The organism is Streptomyces clavifer (assembly GCF_036345975.1).
Classification (GTDB): domain Bacteria; phylum Actinomycetota; class Actinomycetes; order Streptomycetales; family Streptomycetaceae; genus Streptomyces; species Streptomyces clavifer.
The window spans coordinates 48,244-74,198 of the sequence record NZ_CP107793.1 but is presented as its reverse complement, the minus strand read 5'-3'; the positions used below and the strand labels follow the sequence as shown (position 1 = coordinate 74,198).

The 25,955-nt window shown below is 71.2% G+C and carries 15 protein-coding genes and 1 pseudogene; 10 read left to right on the top strand and 6 right to left on the bottom strand.

Going from position 1 to position 25,955, the window contains the following annotated elements:
* Positions 1 to 22 precede the first annotated feature (22 nt).
* The 3 genes and pseudogenes from OG927_RS00310 to OG927_RS00300 form a co-directional block, all read left to right on the top strand.
* A pseudogene (locus tag OG927_RS00310) lies at positions 23 to 5,425 on the top strand (SDR family NAD(P)-dependent oxidoreductase); the annotation flags it as partial.
* A gap of 102 nt (positions 5,426 to 5,527) precedes the next feature.
* Positions 5,528 to 12,025 (top strand): type I polyketide synthase, encoded by a 6,498-nt coding sequence (locus tag OG927_RS00305; RefSeq protein WP_408058125.1) that lies wholly within the window; start codon positions 5,528 to 5,530, stop codon positions 12,023 to 12,025.
* Between the two features lie 183 nt (positions 12,026 to 12,208).
* A complete protein-coding gene (locus OG927_RS00300) occupies positions 12,209 to 12,979 on the top strand; it encodes an SDR family NAD(P)-dependent oxidoreductase (RefSeq protein WP_056791441.1) in 771 nt (256 codons plus the stop codon).
* A 91-nt stretch (positions 12,980 to 13,070) separates the two neighbouring features.
* Here the strand turns inward: OG927_RS00300 and OG927_RS00295 are convergent, their stop codons facing one another.
* Complete coding sequence (locus OG927_RS00295; protein WP_056791265.1) at positions 13,071 to 13,979, bottom strand: ScbA/BarX family gamma-butyrolactone biosynthesis protein; 909 nt, start codon at positions 13,977 to 13,979, stop codon at positions 13,071 to 13,073.
* Positions 13,980 to 14,084: 105 nt separating this feature from the next.
* Here OG927_RS00295 and OG927_RS00290 point away from each other — a divergent pair, with 105 nt between their 5' ends.
* On the top strand, positions 14,085 to 14,768 hold the full coding sequence (locus OG927_RS00290; RefSeq protein ID WP_241192063.1) for a ScbR family autoregulator-binding transcription factor: 684 nt from the start codon (positions 14,085 to 14,087) through the stop codon (positions 14,766 to 14,768).
* Positions 14,769 to 14,782: 14 nt separating this feature from the next.
* Here OG927_RS00290 and OG927_RS00285 read toward each other — a convergent pair whose 3' ends face one another.
* The 3 genes from OG927_RS00285 to OG927_RS00275 all read right to left on the bottom strand — a co-directional run bounded on the left by OG927_RS00285 (position 14,783) and on the right by OG927_RS00275 (position 18,134).
* Positions 14,783 to 15,613 (bottom strand): AfsR/SARP family transcriptional regulator, encoded by an 831-nt coding sequence (locus tag OG927_RS00285; RefSeq protein ID WP_056791270.1) that lies wholly within the window; start codon positions 15,611 to 15,613, stop codon positions 14,783 to 14,785.
* 82 nt (positions 15,614 to 15,695) lie between these two features.
* On the bottom strand, positions 15,696 to 16,859 hold the full coding sequence (locus OG927_RS00280; protein WP_330319465.1) for an IS701 family transposase: 1,164 nt from the start codon (positions 16,857 to 16,859) through the stop codon (positions 15,696 to 15,698).
* A gap of 432 nt (positions 16,860 to 17,291) precedes the next feature.
* Entirely contained in the window at positions 17,292 to 18,134 is an 843-nt protein-coding gene (locus OG927_RS00275; RefSeq protein WP_056791275.1) for a helix-turn-helix domain-containing protein, read from the bottom strand.
* A 266-nt stretch (positions 18,135 to 18,400) separates the two neighbouring features.
* On the opposite strand from OG927_RS00275, the gene OG927_RS00270 reads away from it, so the two are divergent.
* The 3 genes from OG927_RS00270 to OG927_RS00260 all read left to right on the top strand — a co-directional run bounded on the left by OG927_RS00270 (position 18,401) and on the right by OG927_RS00260 (position 20,232).
* On the top strand, positions 18,401 to 18,682 hold the full coding sequence (locus OG927_RS00270; RefSeq protein WP_056791278.1) for a hypothetical protein: 282 nt from the start codon (positions 18,401 to 18,403) through the stop codon (positions 18,680 to 18,682).
* 782 nt (positions 18,683 to 19,464) lie between these two features.
* Positions 19,465 to 19,761, top strand: a complete 297-nt coding sequence (locus tag OG927_RS00265; RefSeq protein ID WP_330319464.1) for a hypothetical protein — start codon at positions 19,465 to 19,467, stop codon at positions 19,759 to 19,761.
* A gap of 57 nt (positions 19,762 to 19,818) precedes the next feature.
* Positions 19,819 to 20,232 carry a hypothetical protein gene (locus tag OG927_RS00260; RefSeq protein ID WP_124283573.1) on the top strand — a complete coding sequence of 138 codons (414 nt, stop codon included), beginning with the start codon at positions 19,819 to 19,821 and terminating at the stop codon, positions 20,230 to 20,232.
* 343 nt (positions 20,233 to 20,575) lie between these two features.
* Here the strand turns inward: OG927_RS00260 and OG927_RS00255 are convergent, their stop codons facing one another.
* Together OG927_RS00255 and OG927_RS00250 are read right to left on the bottom strand one after the other, a co-directional pair.
* Positions 20,576 to 21,433 (bottom strand): MBL fold metallo-hydrolase, encoded by an 858-nt coding sequence (locus OG927_RS00255; protein ID WP_330319463.1) that lies wholly within the window; start codon positions 21,431 to 21,433, stop codon positions 20,576 to 20,578.
* 597 nt (positions 21,434 to 22,030) lie between these two features.
* The gene (locus OG927_RS00250) at positions 22,031 to 22,357 is read right to left on the bottom strand and encodes a hypothetical protein (RefSeq protein ID WP_330319462.1); all 327 of its coding nucleotides are present in this window, start codon (positions 22,355 to 22,357) and stop codon (positions 22,031 to 22,033) included.
* 797 nt (positions 22,358 to 23,154) lie between these two features.
* Between OG927_RS00250 and OG927_RS00245 the strand changes: the two genes are divergently transcribed.
* The 3 genes from OG927_RS00245 to OG927_RS00235 all read left to right on the top strand — a co-directional run bounded on the left by OG927_RS00245 (position 23,155) and on the right by OG927_RS00235 (position 25,955).
* Positions 23,155 to 23,745: a sigma-70 family RNA polymerase sigma factor gene (locus OG927_RS00245; RefSeq protein WP_330319461.1), complete on the top strand. Its 591-nt coding sequence runs from the start codon at positions 23,155 to 23,157 to the stop codon at positions 23,743 to 23,745.
* On the top strand, positions 23,742 to 24,443 hold the full coding sequence (locus tag OG927_RS00240) for a hypothetical protein (RefSeq protein ID WP_056791292.1): 702 nt from the start codon (positions 23,742 to 23,744) through the stop codon (positions 24,441 to 24,443). The genes OG927_RS00245 and OG927_RS00240 overlap by 4 nt, the downstream gene beginning before the upstream one ends.
* A 1,053-nt stretch (positions 24,444 to 25,496) precedes the next feature.
* Entirely contained in the window at positions 25,497 to 25,955 is a 459-nt protein-coding gene (locus OG927_RS00235; protein ID WP_330319460.1) for a hypothetical protein, read from the top strand.

Here is a 25,955-nt window from a genome sequence, read left to right as displayed (position 1 = left end):
GGCTGACGAGGTACAACTCCGCGAATACCTCAAGAGGGCCATCGCCGACGCCCGGGACGCACGCAAGCGTCTGCGCGAGGTCGAGGACAAGGAACAGGAGCCGATCGCCATCGTCTCCATGGCCTGCCGCTACCCCGGAGGCGTCACCTCGCCCGAGGACCTGTGGCAACTGGTGGCCGACGGAGTCGACGCGGTCTCCTACTTCCCCACCGACCGCGGCTGGGACCTGGAGGGCCTCTACGACCCCGACCCGGAGAAGACCGGCACCTCCTACTCCCGTGAGGGCGGATTCCTCTACGACGCCGACCTCTTCGACCCCGAACTGTTCGGGATGTCCCCACGCGAGGCCCTGGCGGCCGACCCCCAGCAGCGACTCCTCCTGGAGACCGCCTGGGAGGCCTTCGAACGGGCCGGCATCGACCCGGTCTCGCTCAAGGGCACCCGGACCGGCGTGTTCGCCGGCATCATGTACAACGACTACGGCTCACGCCCCCACCTCCCCCCGGAGGACTTCGAGGGCTACCTGTTCAGCGGCAGCGCGGGCTCCATCGCCTCGGGCCGCGTCGCCTACACGTACGGCCTCGAAGGCCCGGCCGTCACCATCGACACCGCCTGCTCCTCCTCCCTCGTCGCCCTGCACCTCGCGGCCAGCGCCCTGCGCCGCGGCGAGTGCGACCTGGCCCTCGCCGGCGGCGCCACCGTGATGTCGACACCGGTCGCCTTCGTCGAGTTCTCCCGGCTGCGCGGACTGGCGGCCGACGGCCGCAGCAAGTCCTTCTCCGCAGCCGCGGACGGCACCGGCTGGGCCGAGGGAGTGGGCCTCCTCCTCGTGGAGAAGCTGTCCGACGCCCGCCGCAACGGCCACCGGGTCCTGGCCGTCATGCGCGGCTCCGCCGTCAACCAGGACGGTGCCTCCAACGGTCTGACCGCCCCCAACGGCCCCTCCCAGGAGCGCGTCATCCGCCAGGCCCTGGCCGCCGCGGGCCTCACCCCCGCCGACGTGGACGTCGTCGAGGCGCACGGCACCGGCACCCGCCTCGGCGACCCCATCGAGGCACAGGCGCTGCTGGCCACCTACGGGCAGGAACGGCCGCACGGCCGTCCCCTCCACCTCGGCTCCCTCAAGTCGAACATCGCCCACGCCCAGGCCGCGGCCGGCGTCGGCGGCATCATCAAGATGATCCAGGCCATGGAGCACGGCGTGCTGCCCCGCACCCTGCACAGCGATCAGCCCACCACCCACGTCGAATGGGACGCGGGAGCCGTCTCCCTGCTCAACGAGGCCAGGCCCTGGCCCGACACCGGGGCCCCGCGCCGCGCGGCCGTCTCCTCGTTCGGCTTCGGCGGCACGAACGCCCACGTGATCATCGAGGAGCCGCCCCCGGCCGAAGGAACCACGGACGGCCCCCCGCGGACGGTGACGCTCCCCGTCATGCCGTGGATCGTCTCCGGCGGGACCGCCACCGCCCTGCGGGACCAGGCGCGACGGCTGAACGCCCGCCTCACCGCGGACCTCGACGTGTCCCCGCTGGATGTGGGTTTCTCCCTGGCGGCGGGGAGGGCGGTTCTGGAGCATCGTGCGGTGGTGACGGGGCGGGACCGTGGGGAGTTGCTGGCGGGGGTGCGTGCGCTGGCGGAGGGCGGGACGGCTCCGGGTGTGGTGCGTGGTGAGCGTGCCGGTGGCCGGTTGGGTTTTCTGTTTACGGGTCAGGGTGCGCAGCGGGTGGGGATGGGGGTGGGTTTGTGTGGGGTGTTTCCGGTGTTTGCGGGGGTGTTTGATGAGGTGTGTGGGTTGTTTGATGAGGTTTTGGGTGGTTCGTTGCGTGGGGTGATTGTGTCGGGTGTGGGTCTGGATGAGACGGGGTGGGCTCAGCCGGCGTTGTTCGCGGTGGAGGTTGCTTTGTTTCGTTTGGTGGAGTCGTGGGGTGTGTGTCCTGATTTTGTGGTGGGGCATTCGGTGGGTGAGGTGGTGGCGGCTCATGTGGCGGGGGTGTTGTCGCTTGAGGATGCGGTGGGGTTGGTGGTGGCGCGTGCGGGGTTGATGCAGGCGTTGCCGGTGGGTGGGGCGATGGTCGCGGTCCGGGCGGGGGAGGAGGAGGTTCTGGCTGTGCTGGGGGGTCGGGACGGGGTTGCTGTTGCTGCGGTGAATGGTGCGGGGTCGGTGGTGGTCTCGGGTGTGGAGGCCGGTGTGTTGGAGGTGGTGGCGGAGCTTGAGGGGAGGGGTTTCGGGTCGAGGCGGTTGCGGGTGAGTCATGCGTTTCATTCGCCGTTGATGGATCCGATGTTGGAGGAGTTCGGGGCTGCGTTGGCGGGGGTTTCGTTCGGGGTGCCGCGGGTGGGTGTGGTGTCGACGCTGACGGGCCGGGTGGCGGTGGGTGAGGACCTGCGGTCGGCGGGGTATTGGGTGGATCAGGTGCGTGGGACGGTGCGTTTCGCTGACGCGGTCGACACGATGGCCGCTCAGGGAGTGACGTCGTTTCTGGAGATCGGGCCCGACGCGGTGCTGTCGGTGCTGGCGCAGGGTGCGGTTCCGGCGTTGCGCCGGGACCGTGACGAGGTGGTGTCGCTGCTGTCGGCGGTGGGTGCCCTGTTCACGCGGGGTGTGCCGGTGGACTGGCGGGCCCTGTATGCGGGGACCGGTGCCCGTCGGGTACCGCTGCCCACCTACGCCTTCCAACGCCAACGCTACTGGCTCGAACCCGGACCCGTCCCCGGGGCCCACAGCCACGACGCCCCCACCACCGGCCACCCCGTCCTCGGATCACCCATCACCGTGGCCGGCTTCAACCAGATTTTGTTCACCAGCCGCCTCTCCCTGCAGAGCCACCCCTGGCTCGCCGACCACGTCGTGCTCGGCTCACCCGTCCTCCCGGCATCGGCCCTGGTCGAACTCGCCATCCACGCAGGCGACCTGATCGGCCACCCGGCACTCGACGAACTCAACCTCCAGGTCCCCCTGGTACTCCCGCACGAAGGCAACATCCAGCTCCAGGTCAGGGCCGGAACCCCGGACGACACCGGACGGCACTGCCTGTGCCTCTACTCCCGCCCCGACGACTTCGACGCACCATGGACCATGCACGCGGAGGGCTGGTACCTCACCGAGGAGCCCGAGACCGCAGCCTCCCTCGCCTGGGACGACAAAACGACCGGCCGGACCACGGAGATCCAGCTCCCCGAAGGCCTCCGCACCGACGCCGGTCGGTACGGACTGCACCCCGTCCTGCTGCAGGCAGCCCTGCCCACCCGCCCCGAAGACCCGGCATCCGGCACCGTCCCGGTCCCCGCCGACTGGTACGGCGTACGCCTCCACGCCACCGGAGCCACCGCCGTCAAGGCACGGGTCGCAGAGATCAACGACGACTCCTACTCACTCCAACTCGCCGACGCGGCCGGCAACCTGGTCGTCTCGGTGGAGTCCGTCGTCTTCCGCGACATACCCAACGAACAGTTCACAGCCGCCGTCGGCGGCGACAGCACAGGACGCGAATCCCTCTTCCACCTCGACTGGACCCCCACCGCACTGCCGGAGACCGCCCCACCGCCCGCCTGGGCCGTCCTGGACCCCGACACCACCGGCGAAAACCGCTACCCGCACCCCCGAGCCGTGGCCGACGCCCTGGCCTCCGGCACCCACCTCGACGCGGTCCTGCTGCCCTGGCCCCCCGAACACCCCGGCACCGACCGGATCGCCGCCACCCACACAGCCACCCGCACCATGCTGAAGCTGGTGCGCGAGTGGCTGGCCGACGAGCGCCTGGAGGAGACCCGGCTCGTGGTCGTCACCTCGGGAGCGGTCGCCACCCGCGACGGAGAAGACGTCACCGACCTCGCCGGCGCCGCCGTCCGGGGCCTGCTCCGCTCCGCCCAGTCGGAAGCCCCCGACCGCATCGTCCTCATCGACACCGACACCGACACCACGGCCCACGCCGACATCACCGCCCCCCAGGCACTGCCCGCCCTCCTCGCCGCCGGCGAACCCCAGGCCGCCCTGCGCGAAGGCAGGACACTCCTGCCCCGCCTACGACGAGTCCCCGCCACCGGCACACATACCGGCCGGGCCCCCGTCTGGAAGCACGGCACCGTCCTCATCACCGGCGGCACCGGCACCCTCGGCGCCGAATTCGCCCGCCACCTCGTCGCCGAACACGGCGCCACCCGCCTCCTGCTGCTCTCCCGCACCGGGGAACAGGCCGACGGCGCGGCAGGCCTCCTGGACGACCTGCGGGGCATCGGCGCCCACGTCACCGTCGCCACCTGCGACGCAAGCGATCGCGACGCACTCGCCCGGGTACTCGCCGACATCCCGCAGGAACACCCGCTGACCGCGGTCGTGCACACCGCCGGCGTACTCGACAACGGGCTGATCCCCGCACTCACCGACGACGGACTCACCGACGTACTGCGACCCAAGGCGGACGCCGCCTGGCACCTGCACGAGCTGACCCGGGACCTGGAACTCGAGGCGTTCGTGACGTTCTCCTCCACCGTGGGCGTCCTGGGCGGCCCCGGCCAGGCCAACTACGCGGCAGCCAACGCCTTCCTGGACGCCCTCGCCGCACACCGGCACGCCCAGGACCTGCCGGCGACCTCCATCGCCTGGAGCCTGTGGCAACTGGGCGGCATCAACGCCCACCTGACCGAGAGCGACCTCAACCGCTTCGCCCGCGACGGCTTCCGGCCGATCGCACGCGTCGAAGGCCTCGCCCTGTTCGACCGGGCCACCGCCGACAGCCGGGCCGCCCTCGTCGCGACACCGATCGGTGTGTCCGCGGTACGGGCCCAGACCCGGATCCCCGCCCTGCTGAGCGAACTCGCGGCACTACCGGGCCGGCGCGTCGCCCACTCCGGACCCGCCGGCCCCTCCGCCGACGACCCGGCGGCCGGCCTCGCCGCACGACTGGGCGAACTGAGCGAGGCGGAACAGGAACACCTGCTCCTCACCCTCGTACGCACCGATGTCGCCGCGGTCCTCGGCCGTAACGACGCCCAGTCCATCGCACCGGGACGAGCCTTCCAGGACCTGGGCTTCGACTCCCTCACCGCGGTCGACCTGCGCAACCGGATCGGCACCGCCACCGGGGTCAAGCTCCCCGCCACCCTCGTGTTCGACCACCCCACCCCCGCCGCCCTCGTCGGATACCTGCGGGACCGCCTCACACCGCAGGAACCGGACGCCCACCGGACACTGCTCGACGAACTGGACCGGATGGAACGGACGCTGGCCGCCGCACCCCAGGACGACCAGGGCCGCTCCGCCGTCTCCGCCCGCCTGCGGGCACTGCTGTCCCGAGTCGAGGAGACCGGCGCCACGGCCCCGGCGCCCGGGACCGGCCTGCCCGACCCGTCCGACGCCATCGAGTCGGCCTCCGTCGACGAACTCCTCAGCTTCATCGACAACGAACTCGGCAACCCCGCCACCTAGCGACCGGTCCGCCCCGGTGGCGGACACGGAACCCCAAGCCGGTCCGGCGGCCCCTCGCCGGACCGGCCGGCCCCCTGCCACTCAGCCTTCCGCCCGAGGAGCATCAACCCGATGTCCAACCCGTCGAACGAAGAGAAGCTGGTCGAGTACCTCAAGCGGGTCACGGTCGACCTGCAGAAGGCCAACCGCAAGATCGCCGCACTCGAGGCGGCCGAGTCCGAGCCGATCGCCGTCGTCGGCATGGCCTGCCGCTTCCCCGGCGGAGTGACGTCCCCCGACGGACTGTGGCACCTGGTCGACTCCGGAACCGACGCCATCACCGACTTCCCCACCGACCGCGGCTGGGACCTGGAGGGCCTCTACGACCCCGACCCGGGCCACCTGGGCACCTCCTACACCCGCCAGGCCGGCTTCCTGCACGACGCCGCCCTCTTCGACGCCGCGTTCTTCGGGATCTCGCCCCGCGAGGCCCTCGCCATGGACCCCCAGCAGCGCCTCCTCCTGGAGACCTCCTGGGAAGCGCTCGAGCAGGCCGGCATCGACCCCGACACCCTGCGCGGCAGCCGCACCGGCGTCTTCGCCGGGATCATCGAGCAGAGCTACCTCGGCCTGCACGGACCCGAGGAGTTCGAGGGCTATCTGCTGACCAGCAAACTCAGCAGCGTCGCCTCCGGCCGGGTCGCCTACAGCCTCGGCCTCGAAGGCCCCGCCCTCTCCGTCGACACCGCCTGCTCCTCCTCCCTCGTCGCCCTCCACCTCGCGATCCAGTCGCTGCGCTCCGGCGAGTCCGACCTCGCCCTGGCCGGCGGCGTCACGGTCACCGCGACCCCCGGCGGATTCATCGACTTCTCCCGGCAGAGCGGCCTGGCGCCCGACGGCCGCATCAAGTCCTTCTCCGCCGACGCGGACGGCACCTCGTGGTCGGAGGGCGTCGGCATGCTCGTCGTGGAGAAGCTGTCCGACGCCCGCCGCAACGGCCACCGGGTCCTCGCCGTGGTCCGCGGCTCCGCCGTCAACCAGGACGGTGCCTCCAACGGCCTGACCGCCCCCAACGGCCCCTCCCAGGAACGCGTCATCCGCCAGGCCCTCGCCGACGCCCGCCTGACCACCGCCGACGTGGACGCCGTCGAGGCACACGGCACCGGCACCCGCCTCGGCGACCCCATCGAGGCACAGGCGATCCTCGCCACCTACGGGCAGGGCCGCCCCGAAGGCCGTCCCCTCTACCTCGGCTCCCTCAAGTCGAACATCGGGCACACCGTCGCCGCCGCCGGCGTCGGCGGCGTCATCAAGATGATCCAGGCCATGGAGCACGGCGTGCTGCCCCGCACCCTGCACGTGGAGAGCCCCACACCGATGGCGGACTGGGACTCCGGCGCCGTCGAACTGCTCACCGGGGCCCGCGCATGGCCGGCCACCGACCGCGCCCGCCGGGCCGCCGTCTCCGCCTTCGGCGTCAGCGGCACCAACGCCCACGTGATCATCGAGCAGCCGCCCGCGGAGGAGCCTGCCGAGCCGGCGCCGGCCGGGACGGCCGGCCTGCCCGTGATCCCCTGGCCGATCTCGGGCAGGACACCGCAGGCCCTGCGGGAGCAGGCCCGCCGCCTCCTCGACCACATCTCGGCCGACACGAGCCTCTCCCCGCTGGATGTGGGTTTCTCCCTGGCGGCGGGGAGGGCGGTTCTGGAGCATCGTGCGGTGGTGACGGGGCGGGACCGTGGGGAGTTGCTGGCGGGGGTGCGCGCGCTGGCGGACGGCGAACAGGGGGCCGGTGTGGTGACGGGGGCGGTTGAGGACGGTCGGTTGGGTTTTCTGTTTACGGGTCAGGGTGCGCAGCGGGTGGGGATGGGGGTGGGTTTGTGTGGGGTGTTTCCGGTGTTTGCGGGGGTGTTTGATGAGGTGTGTGGGTTGTTTGATGAGGTTTTGGGTGGTTCGTTGCGTGGGGTGATTGTGTCGGGTGTGGGTCTGGATGAGACGGGGTGGGCTCAGCCGGCGTTGTTCGCGGTGGAGGTTGCTTTGTTTCGTTTGGTGGAGTCGTGGGGTGTGTGTCCTGATTTTGTGGTGGGGCATTCGGTGGGTGAGGTGGTGGCGGCTCATGTGGCGGGGGTGTTGTCGCTTGAGGATGCGGTGGGGTTGGTGGTGGCGCGTGCGGGGTTGATGCAGGCGTTGCCGGTGGGTGGGGCGATGGTCGCGGTCCGGGCGGGGGAGGAGGAGGTTGTTTCCCTGCTGGGGGGTCGGGCCGGGGTGGCTGTTGCTGCGGTGAATGGTGCGGGGTCGGTGGTGGTCTCGGGTGTGGAGGCCGGTGTGCTGGAGGTGGTGGCGGAGCTTGAGGGGAGGGGGTTCGGGTCGAGGCGGTTGCGGGTGAGTCATGCGTTTCATTCGCCGTTGATGGATCCGATGCTGGAGGAGTTCGGGGCTGCGTTGGCGGGGGTTTCGTTCGGGGTGCCGCGTTTTGGTGTGGTGTCGACGCTGACGGGCCGGGTGGCGGTGGGTGAGGAGTTGCGGTCGGCGGGGTATTGGGTGGATCAGGTGCGTGGGACGGTGCGTTTCGCTGACGCGGTCGACACGATGGCCGCCCAGGGAGTAACCGTCACGCTGGAAATCGGACCCGACAGCACCCTCTCCGCCCTCGCGGCCGACCTCGTCCCCACCACCGTCGCCCTTGCCCGCCGCGACCGCCCCGAGACCGATACGGTCGTCACGGCACTCGGCCTCCTCCACCAGCACGGCGTCCCCGTCGACTGGAAGGCGTTCTTCTCCGGCACCGGTGCCCGCCGGATCCCACTGCCCACCTACGCCTTCCAGCACCAGCGCTACTGGATCGACTCGGCGGCCGCAGCCCCCCGCACCGCCGGACACGGCCTCCGCCCGACCGGCCACCCCCTCCTCGGCGCCGCCGTCACCCTCGCGGGCGCCGACCGGACCGTGTTCACCAGCACCTTCTCCGCCCGCACCCACCCCTGGCTCGCCGACCACACCGTCTCCGGTTCCGTGGTGCTGGCCCCCGCAGCGCTCGTCGAGCTGGCCGTCCGGGCCGGCGACGAGTCCGGGGCCACCACCCTCGACGAATTCGTCATGGACACCCCGTTCGTCCTCGGCAAGGCCCGCACCCACCAGCTCCAGGTCGAGGTCGGCGCCCCCGACCCCACAGGCCGCCGCCCGGTCACCGTGCACGGCCGCCCCGACGACCCCGACGCACCGTGGACCATGCACGCCCACGGCACGCTCGGCGTCACCGCCCAGGGCCCCGCGTTCGAGCCGGCCCCGTGGCCGCCCGCCGACGCCGAGGAGATCGCCCTCGACGAGCTGCACGCCGGACTCGCCGAAGCAGGCCTCGCATACGGGCCCACCTTCCAGGTCCTCACAGCCGCCTGGCGCCGCGGCGGCGAACTCTTCGCCGAAGCCGCCCTGCCCCAGCCGACCGGCACCGACGGCTTCACCCTGCACCCCGCACTCCTCGACGCGGCGGTACGCCCCCTCCTGCCCGCCGTGACGAAGGGGAGCCCGCTCGTCGGCCACTGGCACGGCGTACGGCTCTACGCGACCGGTGCCACCACACTCCGGATCGGCATCACGCCGGGGGACGGCGGCGCACGCATAGAAATAGCCGACCCTTCCGGACAGCCCGTGGCCCTCATCACCGCGGCGTCGGCGCGCGGTGTCGAGGACCGCGCGTTCGCGGCGGCCGCCGACCGGCACGACGACGCGCTGTTCCACATGGGCTGGACGCCCCTGGCCGTAGAAGCGGCGGAGGGCATCACCCCCGCCGCACTCGGCGACGACGGCGACTTCACCAGCCCCGCCGAAGTCGCCGCGGCCGTCGCCGCCGGCCGGACAGTCCCCCTGGTCGTGCTCCGCACCCGGCCGGAACCGGCGGGCTCCCTGCCCGGCTCGGTCCACGCCACGACGGAGAAGGTCCTGAAGCTGGTGCGCGAGTGGCTGGCCGACGAGCGCCTGGAGGAGACCCGGCTCGTGGTCGTCACCTCGGGAGCGGTCGCCACCCGTGAGGGGGAGGACGTCACCGACCTGGCCGGCGCCGCCGTCTGGGGCCTGCTCCGCTCCGCCCAGTCGGAAGCCCCCGACCGCATCGTCCTCATCGACACCGACACCGACACCACGCCGGCCCGCACCGACACCGGCACGGCCCGCCGACCCTGCCCCGCGAACGGCGGGCACGTCGTCGCCCTCGCCGCCTCCGGTGAACCCCAGGCCGCCCTGCGCGCCGGACAGGTGTACGTCCCCCGCCTCGCACGGGCCGTCACCCCCCGCCCCGGCACCGCCCCGGCCTGGAACCCCGACGGCACGGTCCTGATCACCGGCGGAACCGGCAGCCTCGGAGCCCTCTTCGCCCGCCACCTCGTGACCGCACACGGAGTGCGCCACCTCCTGCTCACCAGCCGCACCGGCCCCGCGGCCGCCGGCGCCCAGGAACTGTCGGCCGAACTGACCGCCCTCGGAGCCCGGGTCACCATCGCCGCCTGCGACACGGCCGACCACACGGCACTCGCCGAACTCCTCGGCACGATCCCCGACAGCCTCCCGCTCACCGGCGTCGTGCACGCCGCCGGCGTCCTGGACGACGGCCTCGTCACCACCCTCACCCCCGAACGGCTGCACCGCGTGCTGCGCCCCAAGGCCGATACCGCCTGGAACCTGCACCGCCTCACCCAGGACAAGGAGCTCACCGCTTTCGTCCTCTTCTCCTCCATCGCCGCGGTCGTCGGCGGCCCCGGCCAGTCCAACTACGCCGCCGCCAACCAGTTCCTGGACGCCCTCGCCCAGCACCGGCACGCACACGGGATGCCCGCCACCTCCGTCGCCTGGGGGCTCTGGGAGCAGTCCGGCGGCATGAGCGGCCACCTCGGCGAGAGCGACCTCGCCCGCATCGCCCGCAGCGGATTCCGCCCCGTCCCCCAGGACCAGGGACCCGCCCTGCTCGACCGGGCGATCGCCCTCGGGCACCCGGCCGTCGTCGCGACCCCCCTGGACATCGCCGTCCTGCGCGAACAGCCCGGCCGCATCCCGGCAGTCCTCACCGGTCTCGCACCCGCCCCCGCACGCCGGACCGCCGTCGAGAAGGGCACACCCGCAACCGCCTCGCTCGCCGACCTGGTCGCCGGGCTCGAGGGGCCAGAGCGCGAACAGGCCGTCCTGGAAGCGGTTCTCGACCTCAGCGCGGCCGTACTCGGCCACGCCGACACCTCCGGCATCCAGGCCGGACAGCCGTTGACGAAACTGGGCTTCGACTCGCTGACCTCCGTCGATCTCCGCAACCGGCTGAGCGCCCTGGCCGGCTCCAAACTGCCCGCCACACTGGTCTTCGACCACCCCACCCCCGCCGCCCTCGCCGCCTTCGTCTGCGGGCAGCTCGCCGGCGGGCCCGGCCCGGACACCACCCCGGCCCCGCCCACCGTGGACTTCGCGGCCGAGGCGCGCCTCGCCGACGACATCCGCCCTGCGGCCGGGACCGTACGGCCGGCCGAGGAGCCGCACTCGATCCTGCTGACCGGAGCCACCGGCTTCCTCGGCGCCTTCCTGCTGCGCGACCTGATGCGGACGACCACGGCGACCATCCACTGCCTGGTCCGCGGCGCCGACCAGGACGAGGCGAGGGACCGGCTGCGGACCAACATGCAGTGGTACCGGCTGTGGGACGAGGTCGACGAGAGCCGGCTCTCCCTCGTCCTGGGCGACCTGGCCGAGGAGCGGCTCGGCCTCACGCAGGAGCGCTTCGACGCCCTGGCCCACACGGTGGACGCCGTCTACCACAACGGCGCCCGGGTCCACTGGCTGCATCCCTACACGGCACTGCGCGACGCCAACGTCCGCGGCACCGAGGAGGTGCTGCGCCTGGCGGCCCGTCACCGCACCGTCCCCGTCCACTACGTGTCCACCGTCGGCGTCTTCGACGGCGTACGGGAGGAGGGCGTCCCCCTGAAGGTGACCGACCCGACGGGCCCCGCCGAGGCACTGCCCAGCGGATACCTCCAGAGCAAGTGGGTCGCCGAGCAGCTCATCGGCACCGCCCGCGACCGGGGGCTGCCCGTCTCCGTCTACCGGGTCGACGTGATCTCCGGAGACACACGCAACGGCGCCTGCCAGACCCGCGACTTCGTATGGCTCAGCCTCAAGGGCATCCTCCAGTCCGCGGCGGTGCCCGGCGGCACCGGTGGCCGCTTCCACCTGCTGCCCGTCGACTACGTCAGCGCCGCCATCACCACCCTCTCCCGGCAGCCGGACACCGCCGGCCGCACGTTCCACCTGTTCAACCAGAGCTCCCTCAGCCTCGCCCAGTGCGTGGAGAACCTGCGGGCGCACGGGTACGCGCTGGACGAGCAGGACTGGCCCAGCTGGAACGAGAGGGTCAGCGCGAGCAGCGACAACGCACTGCGTCCGCTGCTCCACGCCTTCGAGATGATGACCTCGGACACCGACGGCTTCTACCCGCCGATCGACACCTCGGAGACCCTCGCGGCGCTCGCCGGGACAGGCGTCGACTGCCCGCCGCTCACCGACGGCCTCTTCGCCCGGTACGTCGACTTCTTCGTCGAGGTGGGCCACTTCCCACCCGCGCCGGGCAGGGAGCAGGCGCGCGCCTGACCGGAGGTCCGGGCCGGCAGCCGGGCGAAGCGCCCGGCCCGGACCTCCCCCGGCACCCTGGGACCCGGAGGAGGCCCGGGGCCCGGGGCCCGGGCCCCGGACCTCCCCCGACCTGACATACCCTGCCCCGGCCTTGCGGGAATGCGGGCCGGCGGCGGACCGCCCGATGGCAGCATCGGCGCCATGAGCGATACGGGTGGATTACTGCGGGACAAGGTCATTCTGGTCATGGGCGCGAGCAGCGGGATAGGCGCGGCAGCCGCGTACCTCTTCGCCCGCGAAGGCGCGTCGGTGGTCCTCGCCGCACGCCGCGAGGAGAGGCTCGCCGCTCTCGTGGCGCAGCTGACCGCCAAGGGGTTCGAGGCCTCCTCGGTGGTGTGCGACGTGACGCGCGCCGACGACGTGCGGCGCGCGGTCGGGCACGCCACGGAACGCCACAGCCGGCTCGACGGTGCCTTCAACAACGCGGGCATCGGCGGGGACCGGGCCCCTCTCCACGAGATGGGGGACGAGGTCTACGACACCATCGTCGACATCAACGTGCGCGGGCTGTGGAACTGCCTGCGCGCCGAGATAGGCGCGATGCTCGCGAGCGGCGGCGGTGCCATCGTCAACAACAGCAGCGTGGGAGGCCTGGTCGCGATACCCACCGCCGCCCCGTACGTGGCGTCCAAGCACGCGGTGGTCGGCTTCACCCGCGCCGCGGCCGACGAGTACGCCCGCCAGGGCATCCGCGTCAACGCGCTGGCGCCCGGTTCGACCCGCAGCGAGATCACGGTGGACTGGTATGCGCGCAACCCCGGCCTGGAGGAGGCGGTCCACGCGGTCACCCCCCAGGGCCGTACCGCCGCACCGGAGGAGGTGGCCGAGGCCGCGGCCTGGCTGCTCAGTGACCGGTCCTCCTACGTCACCGGCACCGTGCTGCCGGTGGACGGCGGTTACGTCAACCGGTGAGCACAGCCCCGGGAACGGGGCGGGGAAACCGAGGAGGGGGCGGTGCCGGTCCGTACGGACCGGCACCGCCCCCTGTGCCGCGGGCCGGATCCTACTGCGCGCAGTCCATGGTGATGGAGAAGGTGCGCTCGCCGCTCTGCACGCCGGTGACCTCGACGCGAACGGTGTCCTCGTCCTTCGCGGGGACGACCGCGGCGTCGATCAGGCACGGCGCGTCGAACTCGACGTAGGAGTCGAAGGTGCTCATGACCCGAACGGGGCCGTGTCCCGGACCGGTGACCGCGTGGGCGGCCTGGTACGCCGCCTCTATCAGCACGAGACCGGGCACATGGTCGACCCGGTGGTCGTACAGCGCGGGGTTGGACACGTCCATGCGCAGTTCCCAGCGGTCCGCAAGCCCCGTGGGAGCCAGCAGGACCTCGTGCTCGTGGGCGCGCCCCACCGTGTGCGGCAGGACGGGGGAGGGAACGACGACCTCCCCCCACGGGACCTCGGCGTGTGCCCCGCGCAGCCGGCGGTAGGCGCCCGGGGCGATCCAGCTGAAGTCGAGGAGCGACTCCGCGACCAGCCGGCCTTCCGAGAGGATCGACAGCTCGACCCGCAGTGACCTGGGGTTGTTCGGCTTGAACGTCAGAAGAACGAACAGGTTGTCCGGTTTATTTTTTGGATCGTAAAAATCGCTGGAGACACTGAAGTCCATCCACTCCATCAGCGTCTGGTGCGGAAGCGGAACCGAGAGTTCGGCGTGCCCGATGAGCAGGCAGCTCTGCCGGATCGTCTGGGCGAGCAGTAACTGCACCGAGTCTCCGAAGAATCCGCCCCGGGGCCAGTGCGCGCTCACGGCGTAGCGGCCGGATCCGAGGGTGGACCAGTTCGTGAGGAGGACGGCTTCCGTCCGGTGCAGGTGGATGAACTCTTTGGGGATGCGCTGTACGGGTGCCGCGATCCGGCGGACTACGTGGCTGTGTCTCTGGCGATCGGAAAGCAGTGTCTTGGGCATGATCCCCCCCTGGGTCAGGCCGAGATGAGGCGCCGGGGTTCGGCACGGGATAATATACCGCGCAAGCGGTCCTTTTTTCGATAGGTAAGAACACAAACACCAGGGGTGACTGTGGCGCAGCAGGAACGAGCGATCCGGACCCGAAGGGTCATCCTGGCGACGGCCGCCGAGATCTTCGACGAGCGCGGCTACGAGTCGACGACCATCGCCGAGATCCTGGAGCGGGCCGACGTGACCAAGGGGGCCCTGTACTTCCACTTCCCGTCCAAGGAACACCTGGCACGCGGCGTCCTGGCAGCCGCGGTGACCACGGACGGAGTCCGCCCCCAGGCCCTCAAACTGCAGGAACTGATCGACATCGTCCTCCTGCTGGCCTACCGGCTGCCTCGTGAACCCGTACTGAGCGCCGCCCTGCGCATGGCCATCGACCCCCAGTCCCGGCGCCAGTTCGGCACCCGCTGGGTCGACTGGACCGAGCTGCTCACCGCGCTCCTCAAGGAGGCCAAGGAGCGCGGGGAGGTCTGCGCGGACGTCGACGAGACGGAGACCGCCCGCATGCTGGTGTGCTGCTGGACCGGTGTCCAGGTGGTCACCGAGGGCCTTCCCGGGAGTTACGACCTGGCGGGCGAGATCGCCTCCCTCCTGCGGCGTTTCATGCCGACCATCGCGGAACCCGGCGTCATGTCCCGGTTGACGGTCTCGGCCGAGCGGGCGGCCCATCTCCACGACGACATGCCCGCCTGGCGTTCCGAGACGGGGGAATCCGAGTTCGTCGGTCTGACCCCCTGACGTCGAGGGGGCGTTCATCCGGATCGGGCCGAATCCCACATGGGCACCACGACGCCGCCACCGAGCGGCGTGGTGGGACCCGGCGGGACCCGGACCGGGCTGAGCACGCTCTCGTGCAGCCACTGGATGTCGCGCGACGGCTCGAGGCCCAGCTCCTCCCGCAGCAGGCGCCGGACCTTCTGATACGCGTCCAGCGCCTCGGCCCGCCGTCCCGCCTGGTGCAGGGCGGCGATCAACTGACCGTGGAACCACTCGTTGAGCGGGTAGTCGTGCACGAGCGTCCGCAGCTCGGGGATGAGTTCACGAAGCCGTCCGAGCCGCTGCATGGCCTCGACCCGCAGCTCCAGCGCCCTGATCCGCAGCTCCTGCAGGTGGACGATCCTGCCGGCGAGGACATCGCCCGTCGGCACGTTGGAGAGCACGGGGCCGTGCCACAGGTCGAGCGACATGCCGAGGGCGTCGGCGGCGGCCTCGTACCGGCCCGCCCGGAGCTCGCTGTTCCCCCGGGCGACGAGCCGTTCGAAGATCTTGATGTCGATCTCGGAGTCGTCGACGCGCATGGTGTACCCGCCGAACCGGGTGGTCAGCAGGGAGTGCTCGGTGCCGGGACGGGCGTCCTGCGTGAGCAGTCTTCGCGCGTGGTGCACATAGGTCTGCACCGTGTTGAGCGCCGAACGCGGCGGACCGTGCCGCCACAGCTCCTGGATGAAGGTGTCCGGCGTCACGAGGTCGTTGGAATGGGTGAGGAGCACGGCCAGGACCTGGGAGACCTTGGGGCTTCCCACGGGGAGGACGGAACCGTTGTCGGCGATGATCTGTAACGGTCCGATCAGGTTGAATCGCATGAGCACTCTCCTTCGATGCGAACGTCTTCGGCGGTCCGGCGTACGGCGGGCGGCCGGGGGAGAAGAGGGAGGGCCGGCCGGATCAGCCGGCCCCCGGCAGCAGCGGCACCAGGGGCGTCCGGTGCGGTGCCGCGGTGGTGAGGGCCGCCCGCATGTAGGCGAGATGGGCCACCGACGCCAGCGTGATGTGACGGTGCCAGCCCTGGAAGGACCGTCCGGCGAAGTCCCGCAGCCCCACGCGTGAGGCCACCAGGGCATCGTCGCGGTCCACGACCTCGGCGAGCCCGGCCAGCCGCAGCACCCCGGCATGCCCCAGCCGGCTGTCCGCCAGCCACAACCGTGCGGCGGACAGGTCGGATTCGGGCCACTGGGCCACCAGGAGCCGCTGCCCGCCCGCCTCCCGGCCGCCGTCCGGCGCCCCCGGCAGCACGACCGCGACCGCCATGGACAAGCTCCTGCCGCCCGCTGCGGGCCGGGCCCGCCAGAGCTGCCGCATCGAGCCGACGAGCCGGCCCGCGCTGAGTGGCACGTCCCCGTGGCCGGGTAACGCCAAGGGCCCCACCCGCAGCCGGAGGCGCTGCTCGACACGCTGCACCAGAGGGACCCCGGCCCGCCCGAAGCGCCGCACCATACGCAGCGGATCGAGCCCCGGCGCGTCCAGCACCACGGGAAGGGGAACCCCGGAACGAGCGCGCACGGCACGCAGGGCCACGTCGCCCGCGTTCTCCTCCGGACTCAGCGCCCGGCCCGTCGCCGGGATGCGCGCCCGCCGCCGACGCAGCTCCTCGGTCCAGTCGGCCGACAGGGCGAGCTGCCAGTTCACCGGCACACCCGCGGCCGGTGAGACCAGCCAGGCCCCGAAGGACTGCTGCGCGGTGACGGTCCGTCCGAGCTGCGGCGCGAAGTACTCCGCCACACCGACCGAATGCCCGCCCCCCTTGGGGACCACGGTGGGGCGCACCACCCAGGCCCGGGGCCCGAGCAGCTCGTCCGCACGCCGGGCGAGACCGCGGCGCACGGGCTCCCACTCCCACGAGGACTCGCTGATGAAGTGATGGATGCTCTGGCTGCGCGCCGCCTGCCCGCCCAACTGGCTCGCCACGTTGCGCAGGGTCTTGCGCCCGTGCGCGCCCAGCAGCCCGGCCACGTACTCCCCGGCCTTCGACCGCTGGTCGTTCCTCGGCAGGGAGTCGAACAGGTCCATGGGTATCTCGGCGAGCATCTGGTGGAACGAGGGCGAGTGCATGTCCCATAACTCCCTGCGAAACCCTGGTGTCCTGTTTTCGGTCATGGCGCGCCGACGGCAGGCCGCGCCGCGCGCGAAGCCGCGTGGCGAGCCGTCATCAAATGAAACCACACACGCGGTTTGTTGTGTTGTCCTCGTGAAGCCTTACCCGTGCAGAGCGAACCCGCCACCCCCGCCGACCAGGGCGGGGCGACGGGAAAGAACCGGACACCCGCTCCCCCGCGAAAGCCGCGGCCCGCCCCCGGGAGGCCCGCCGCCCCCGGGGCCGTCATGCTGCTGCGGCCACTGACGACGCACGCGACGGGTACGCCGTCCTGCATCACGGTCACGACGAACTGCGCCCACGGGGCCGCCACGCCCACGGGAGCCGGGCAGGGCTGACGCCGCCCGACGGCCGTGCCGCCCACCCCCTGCACCCCCCCACTCCCGCACCTACGAGGAGCACAGGGGCAGGGTGGTGGTGAGCTGGGTCAGGCTGTCGGGGTGGACCCGGATTCCGGGCAGCCAGAGGCGCCTTCCGCCGTGCGTGACCTGGATCCAGATGCTGGTGTGCTTGTGGTTCTCGTCGGTGACGGTGACCCCGTTGGCGACGGTGCAGCGGGCGCGGAGCAGGTCGTGGTGCCAGACACGGTCGGCCGCGTTGGTCGTGACGTAGGGGCGGTAGGGGCTGTAGGCCAGGGAGAGCGCACATGAAGTCGTGCGCGGTTCCTGGCAGACCTCCTCGACGTTGTGGACGAGAACACCCGCATCACCACTCCTGCCCGAACCGCCCTCGGCGCCCCGTGCGCCGGGTGCGGCACCCGGCACCCCCTGCGAGGGAAGCAGGAACAACAGGAGCCCCACCGCCACGAGTCCGCCCGCAGCGGCCGCGGCCACCGCGATGACCCCCCGGCCGGACAACGGCCCACGCCATCGGTGCCACCGGGCCGGGCCGCCGCGGGAGCGTGACGGACCGACAGCATCTTCACCGGCACCCGATTCCTCCGGAGTGCGCCGGACGACCGCGGCGACGGGCTCGTCGGGCGGGGCCTGGCCGGTCGCCTCCCACAGGGCGCGGTACTCGGCAGGATCCGCCCCCAGCGCCCGGCACAGGTCCCTCACCACGGGCCAGGCCGGCACGGTCTCGCCCCGGAAGTAGCGGGAGAGCGACGAGTCGCTGATACGGACCCGGGTCTCCAGGCCGCGCAGTGTGCACCCCGATCGCTGCTGCAGGCTTCGCAGCGCCGCTCCCAGCTTCCGTGCTGCCGCATCACGGTCGGGCCGTTGGCCGGTCATCGAAGTCGCCCTTTCCGCAGGCGGGGCAACGGCGTCCCGCCGCCTGTCCCGCGTCCCGGGACGGATGCGTCCCAGCAGGTCAGGACTGTATTTATCCCGACATCGGTGAAGCAAGCGGGATCTGGTTGTAAAGGTGCGGCTTCCTGCGCAAACTCGGCGTACCGGCTGAACAGATCACCCCCAGGGGTGAGCGTGCCGGTGGCTGTGGCCGTGCCGGCGGATGCCGCACGTGCCGACTTCGTATCCCTACCGGAAGGATCTTCACCATGCGTGTACGCACCGCACTGTCCGCTTTCGCAGCGATGGCCGTGGTCGGGCTCGGGCTGGTCTCGGCGGCACCCGCCGTCGCGGTGTCCGGGGCGGCGTCCCACCCGGTGGCCGCCGTCCAGGCGGCCGACGGCCTCGACATCCACCGAGGCAAGTACATGACCCTGGGCGGCTGCCAGACCGCCGGACAGCAGGGCATCGAGCGCGGACACTGGGACCGCTACCAGTGCGCCGAGGGCTCAGCCTGGCCCTGGGTGTGGAACCTGTGGACCAACCGCTGAGCACATGACGCCGGCGGTGGCCTCCCCCACGCAGGAGAAGCCACCGCCGGCCCGCACCGGTCCGTACGCCGTGTGCCCCCGGACGCCGTACCCCGCCCGTGCCGCCGGGTACAGCGCCCAGGGGCCGCAACCCCGAAGGGCATTGACCGAATCCGGACCCGGGCCGGTACGCACCGGTGCCGTGACCGAGCCGTCTCCTGCCGCCCGGCAGCCGAACCGCCCCGGGCGGTACGAGACGACCACGTGCCACGGCCTCCACGGGCTGGTCGCGTTCCCCGGCCGGCGCGACCACCGCTCGGCAGGCGAGCTCGTCGATCCCGAGGCCAGGGCATCAGGCGCGACCCGGTCCGCCGCGTCGCCGAGCGGTCCGCGTCGCCCTCGGCGCTCGCCGTCACGCGTGTCGCGGCGGCTCCGAAGGCGTCGTGCCGCGGCCGGGCGCTCGCCGGTACCCCCGTCCTGCGCGACCCCCGGAATCCGCCCTGGGCCCCCGCCCGGCCACGGCAGGGGTGCTCAACGACAACGAGGGGAGCAGCGGCACCACTCCGCCCAGCGAATCAGGCGGGGCCGACCGCAAGAACACCGCGCCCACCGAGGCGCCAGTCGTGGAAGCGATCCCTTCCCGACTCCGGCAGCCCGCCCTCTGGCTGGGAGGTGACCGCAGACGCCTCGCACCCCTGCTCCCCGCACATCCGGGGATGGCCCCAACCGGCCGAACAACCCAACCGGGGCGCTTCTTACGGATCTTCGTTCCGGGGGTCCCGGCGGGCGGTACAGTCCGCGTCGTGGACATACCCGACTGGTTCGGCTGGATCCTTCTCGCTCTGGCCGTCCTGCAGGCACTCGCCCTCGTTCCCGTCATCCGCCGACTCCGCGAAACCGACTCCGCGGTGCGCTCCAAGGCGCGTCTCGACTTGCTGGACACCATGGGCAGCCTGGTACTTCTCGGCGGCCTGCTGCTGAGCCTCCTGCTGGCGGAATCCTGGTTCTGGCTCGCCCTCGCCGGCCTCGTGCTCAGTGGTGCCTCCTACGCCATGAAGGGCCTCAACCTGCTCCGCGCCCGCCGCCGTCGCGCAACCTGACCCGGCGCCCGCCGTGACCGGCAGGGAGACGCCGACGCCCCCGGCTCTCAGGGCCTGATGCTGGTCGAGGCCTGGCCGACCGGCGCCGCCTACGCTTGGGAGACCCGCGACCGGCGGCTGTGCTGGGCGTCGGCCACCGGCCCCGGGTTCTCCGAACTGTCCTGCACCGTCGAGCCCGTGCCCGTAGGAAAATCAAGGAAGGTGGATCCGCTCGCAACCCTGTTCACCGATGGCTGGGTTCAGCTCTTCGCCACCGACCACCAGCAGGTGACCTCCGCGACCTGTGGCGGCAGCCCCCTGGAAGTCCGCCGGGTCGGCACCGCCGCGCACGGCGTCCGGACGCTGTACGCCGTGCGGTTCCCGGACCACACGAAGGGCAGCATCGCGCTGCTCCTGAGCCACGACGGCACGACGTCCCGGGCCGCGCTCCAGCTCGACGACACGGGCGATCGCACCTGCACCGCCACCTAGCGGCATCCTGCCCAGCAGGTCGAGCTCGCCTCGCGAGCGCATCGACACCGACAGGAGTCCGAGCACGGTCCCTTCACGAGCACCCCGCTGCGCCGGGTGCGGGACAGGAAACGCTGCTGCCCGCCCACACGGGAACGCCATGCTGCGCGCTTACCGGCAGGCAGCGGCGATCCAGTCCGGTGCAGACGTGGCCCCCGGCCCGTGGACCGGGCCCGTCGTAGTCCGGGCGACCGTCGCCCTGACGAACCGTAGGCGCGGCCCATCTCCGCGACTGCAGGCCACGCAGCCTGCTCCCCGCTTGCGAGGAACGTCGCGTGGCCGATGCCCTGGTTCGGGGCCGCGATCACGCGAGGAGGAACGGCTCCGTCAGATGCGGCGTCGCCAGGTGCAGCGGCATGGCGGTCTCGCCGCCGAACATGCGCTCCCTCGAGTGCCTGGCCGCCTCAGGGTCGGCCTCGTGCGCGTAGGCGAGCTCGGGGTGGAGCAGCTGGAGCGCGTGTACCAGGAGGTCGCCGGTGACGAGCGCGCGTTCGCGCCCGTCGGCGACCAGCACGCTCTGGTGTCCGGGCGTGTGTCCGGGCGTGGCGACCGCACGCCCGGCGCGCAGCGGCGTGTCCCCGTTGAGGAGCCGGAGCCGTCCGGCGGCCGCGAGCGGGTCGGTGAGGGTCTCGCGAAGCTGCGGGTTGAGCGTGTCGATGGCGTCGAACTCGGCCTGCTGGAGCAGGTATTCGGCGTTCGGGAAATAAGGGCGGCGGCCGCCGGCCGAAGCGCTGCCGTCCACCGCGCCACCCGCCGGCGGGACGGCCGCCTCGGTCACGACCGCCCACCCGACGTGGTCGGTGTGCAGATGCGTGAGCACCACGGTGTCGACCTCCGCCGGGTCGATGCCCGCGGCGGCGAGTGACTCGGGGAGCACACCGGGCACGGGCGCCCACGAGCCGGCCGGGCTGTCCGCCGGACCGATCCCGGCGTCCACGACGGTGAGGCCCTTGTCGCCGCGGATCGCGTACGCGCGGAACTGGAGCCGCCAGCGGTCCTCGGCGTCCACCGCGCCCGGGTCGTAGCGGTCGGCCTCGGCCCACTGCGCGGCCGTGGCCTCGGGGAAGGCCTCGGCGCGCGGGGAGAAGAACGGGCCCTCGCCGTCGGCGAGGGCGATGATCTCGGTCGAGCCGATCCGGAGGCGGGGCACGCGGAGGGACATGAACGCGATCCTGCCATGCCTTCACACGGGTGGTGCTTGTCCCATGCGTGATGATCTCGATGTGGGGACACCGACCTTGCGAAGAGGATTGCGAAGACGGCGTTCTCCCTGCCGACTTGCCTCCGACGGCGGCGGTACGAGGCGCACTGCAGGCGGGTGACCGACGCGGGGCCCGACGAGGACGCCGCACCGAGGCGCGACAGGGAACTCACCTTCGGCAACAGGCACTCGACCTTCCGTCCAAGAAGCGCGGGCACACGGCACCCGGGGATTCGACGGTGACCATCCGGCCGGGGGTGTGGGAGCGAAAGCCTCTCGCTCTACCCTGACGAACCGGGCCCGGTCTCGACTGGTGCCCGTACAGAGTGTGGGGGACAGGCCCCGGTCACGGGACGGGCCGCACCACGACCGAGGCCGCCCGTGGCACGACCAGGCCGACCCGTGGTGACCGGGCGGCCCGGCCTCATGCGCATCGTCCGGAGCAGCGGCATCGATTGCCGCATTCGTGGTCAGGGAATGGCTGTCGCCGCGATCGACACGGCCCGGGAACCCTGAAGGGCATCGCCGGAATCCGGCCCTGGCCGTAGGCCGTTCGTCTCATGCCGCCTTGGACGGTTCCGCGCCGGGCAGGCCGAGTAGACCCCGTGCCACGGCCTCCACGGGCTGGTCGCGTTCCCTGGCCAGAGCGATCACTGCTCGGCAGGCGAGCTCGTTGATCCCGAAGGCCAGGGCATCGGGCGCGACCCATCCCGCCGCCTCGTCGAGGCGGTCCGCGTCGTCCTCGGCGCTCGCAGTCACATAGGTCGCGGCGGCTTCGAAGACGTTGTGCCGCGGCCGGGCCGGGTCCCGCGGCGGAACGGGGACGGGTGGATGGGCGGTGAAGACCTTACGGAGGGGGGCGAGCGCACGACGAACGGCGATCATATGAATCCGCCTTCCCTGAGACGAAGCGGTCGTTACCGTATACCGCTCACCCATCAAGTCTTCCACTGAGCAACGAAGTTCGAACAGGATCGGTCCGAGAAGCACAACCAGTGCACAGACGGACGGCGCCGGCGCAACTGGATGTGAAGCGTAGGCCGCAGGCGGAGAGGCTGACGCCGAGCGCCTGGGAGGAGCTCCAAGCTGCTCTTTCCGACGTGGGCTCGTTCCGTCGGGGCCGCCGCCCGCTGGTGGTCGAGGGACTCCCCGCCCGTAGCAGGCTCAGCGAGGACCGTGTGCGAGCCGTAGTCGATACGAGTGGAGGCCCCCGAACCGTTACGGGTCCAAGGAGGCTTCCTGCTGAGCTGCCGCTCGTCGGCGCGCCCTTGCACGGCTTCCTGGAAGCGATCAGCGAAGGGCCCCTGCCTTGCCTCCGCCAGGCGGATGCAATTCCTTGCTCGGCGTGGGGCAGGTCAAGTACCAGTCGATTCGTGGGTTTTCATCTCTACGTGTCAGGTGCCGAGGCGGGCGCCCGGCTTGCGCCGGTGTGAGCTGGGGCACATACCAGGGGATCCATGACCACTCCTCGGTCATATGACTACGGGGAACTGGCAGGTAGCGGGCCGTTACCGAAGGGTAGTTGCGTATTGAATGTCCCGTCGATGCCTGGCGGGATGAAATTCGCGTACTCGTGCATGAACGATCGAGCGTTCGGGGCGCTTGAGTGGTCGTCACATAGCTGCGGCTGCGGGCCAAGTGCCCGGTAGGGGCGCTACTTCGTCCTCGCGCGAAGAGGAGTCATGAACGACAACGAGTACGTCAAGCACATCGGTGGCAGCGGGGACCCGATCGGGGTCCACCTCCGCCTGCCACTGAGTTACCAGGCCCTGTACCTGGCTGACCAGACGGCCTTCCACGACTACGCCTTCGCCGTCCTGGACGACGACGAGGCTGCCGAGGAGTCCGTGCACACCGCAATGCTGCGGGTACAGGACAACTGGGACGAACTGCTGGTCGAGAGAAACATGCAGCAACAGGTCTGGGCGATCATGCGCCAGACCGTGGAGGAGTTTCGGCAGGACCGCGAGGATCGGGCCGCGATAACGCAGGGCCTGGACGACTACCGCCGGGGACTGCACCGCCTGAACAGCGAGCAGGGCGTCTTCGAAGCCCTGGCCGCGCTGCCGCCCCAGCAGTTCGACGCTGTCGTCCTGCGCTACAAGCCCCAGCGCATCGGCTGGTACATGGGCATCAGTGAGCAGACAGTCGCTTATCACTGCCGCCAGGGCAAACAGCGCCTCGAACAGGCCGTGCCCACGCTGCTCAAGAAGGACGGCGAGGCCCGCACCGGGGGACCGCAGCGAGACGGACACGAAGGACTGACGCCGTGAGCAGAGCGAAACTCAATCATCCCCGTCCCGCCGACACTGTCGAAGAGATCCTTGCCAAGACCGGCGAAGCCCTAAGGGCCCGCCGCCGCCCCTTTGACGAGGCGACAGGCCTGCGCCGCCTGGCCCGCGAAGCGGCGCTCCCCAAGTCACGCGAAGCACCCCTGGTGATGCGGGCCCGCCGCCAGCTGTCCGTGATGGCGCGCCTGTACCTCAAAGGCCCCGGGGCGCCCCAGCACGTCGAAGAGCTGGCCGCTTGCCTGGGTGACGACGGTGAGGGCAACCTGCACCCGCCGTTCGAAGACCTCGACATCGAAGGGGCCCAGCTCTTCGGCTGCATGCTTCACCTCGCCGGTCATGCGCAAAGCGCGCAGTTCTGGTGGGAACTGGCCGCAGGCGCCGGCCACCTCGGTGCCGCCTACTGCCTCTACCTCCATCACACCGGACAAGGCGCCCGTACCGAAGCCATGCACTGGGTGGACCAGCTGCACCTGCAGGCCATCGATCTCGACAAGGAGTTCCTGCTCGGCGCCGCACGCTTCACCCGGTGGATGCACGAGCACCGTCCGCCGGCTGCCCACCCTGACCTGCTCGAGGAAGTCGTGAGACTGGCCGTGCACCACAGCGACGAGCAGACCCTGGTGTGGCGGCCGGAACGGCAGATCGCCGACCGTCTTCACCACTCGGGCCGGCGTGCCTGACCACCGAACCCGCAAGCGCTCAGACCCGAATCAGGACACCGAGGACTACGTCCATCTCCTGCCGCGCGAGCGTTCCGAGCCAGGGGTCGCCCGCCTGATCCTGGCCGCGAGCCGGTGCCGCGGTCCAGGTGTACGCGCTGCCCCTCGTCTCATTCCAGGATGAGCTGCCGGACGGCGGGGCGTCCTCTCCGATCCGAGCTCCGTACGGCCGCACCCGGCCGATCCGGAGCGGCTGCCGCGACCGACTCGTCCGGCCGGCGCACCGGAGGGCGGCGCTGCCGGCGAGCCCCGCCCTCCGGCACGCCGCGTTATCGGCTGTGGAGGCCGGCCGAAGTGGGCCACCGGGCAGCCCAGGTCATGAGGAAGCCGCACGATGCATGAGGGGCCCGCCGCGTGGCAGGCCCCTCATGGTGTCGAGGCTTCCCCCGACGGCGAGACCCTCGTTGGCGCGAGGGACTCTGTAATCCGCAAGCGTGTCCAAGGTCAGGAACAAGCGCTGTGGATAGCGGCCACGGTGGGCCGCTGCTCCATGGTTACGAATCCAGGAGCAGTAGGGCCAGCGTAGTGGACAACATTGTTTGAAAGCGAGTTTCCTGAAGATCTCCCACAAGGCGTTGAGCTGGACAGACAGCAGCGTGGCGGGTTTTCGGAGCTGTGTTGTTCAGTTCTTCACCCCACGTGCTTATAGCCAGTTCGGGTATTCCCAGCCACCCGATCGGGTGATGGCCATTGCGGGCCAACCGCCCATACCGGTCGACGGGTTGGTGCCTCTGTGACCCCAAGGAAGATCGCTTGGAAACAAGCGCGGACATCGTCCTCTCCGCAGGGTTATTCAAGATTTCGGCCGTCGCATGCTCTGCCGGCTTCCAGCGTGGTGGAAGCGCCTATACGTGCGGCAGTATGAATGTGTAAGCGGTCGGATCCGTTGGGGTGTTGGCGCACCCGTCAGTCGGCGGTGACGACCTTGTCCGAGGTCGAGCAGGGTCCCTGTCCTCATGTCGAGGTACTCCCTTGCCTTAAGCAGGGACCCTGTTTCTTTCAGGAGAAGAAGCAGTGGAGATCTACGCACCCCTTCCCGGCGGCATCTGCCTGCCCTATCCCTACTACCCTCTGCCCAAGTTCCGCCTGCCGCGGGCGCCTGACGCGGTCCGCGCGACCCGCAAGAGGATCACCGACACCACACGCGGGTTCGCACGGTCTCTGCGTGCCACTCTGTACGCCGCCGCCGGTGCCGCCTCAGTCGCCGGTACCACACTGATCGGCATCGACCCCGTCGAGGCGACCTCACTGGGTCTGAACGTCACGGCTGCGCTGTTCGCCGTCGCACCGCTCCCGGCCAAGCAGAGCATCGTGGCTGACGAGCAGTCCGGCACGGGCACCACCGGCGACATCGAGATGACGGTCCCGGCCTCAAGGCCCCGTGACTCCGGGGACCATCGACGGTGGAAGCGCTCCGCGCGCCGCTTCGTCCTCAAGCACAGCCCGCAGCACACCTTCCTGGCGGAGGCCTGA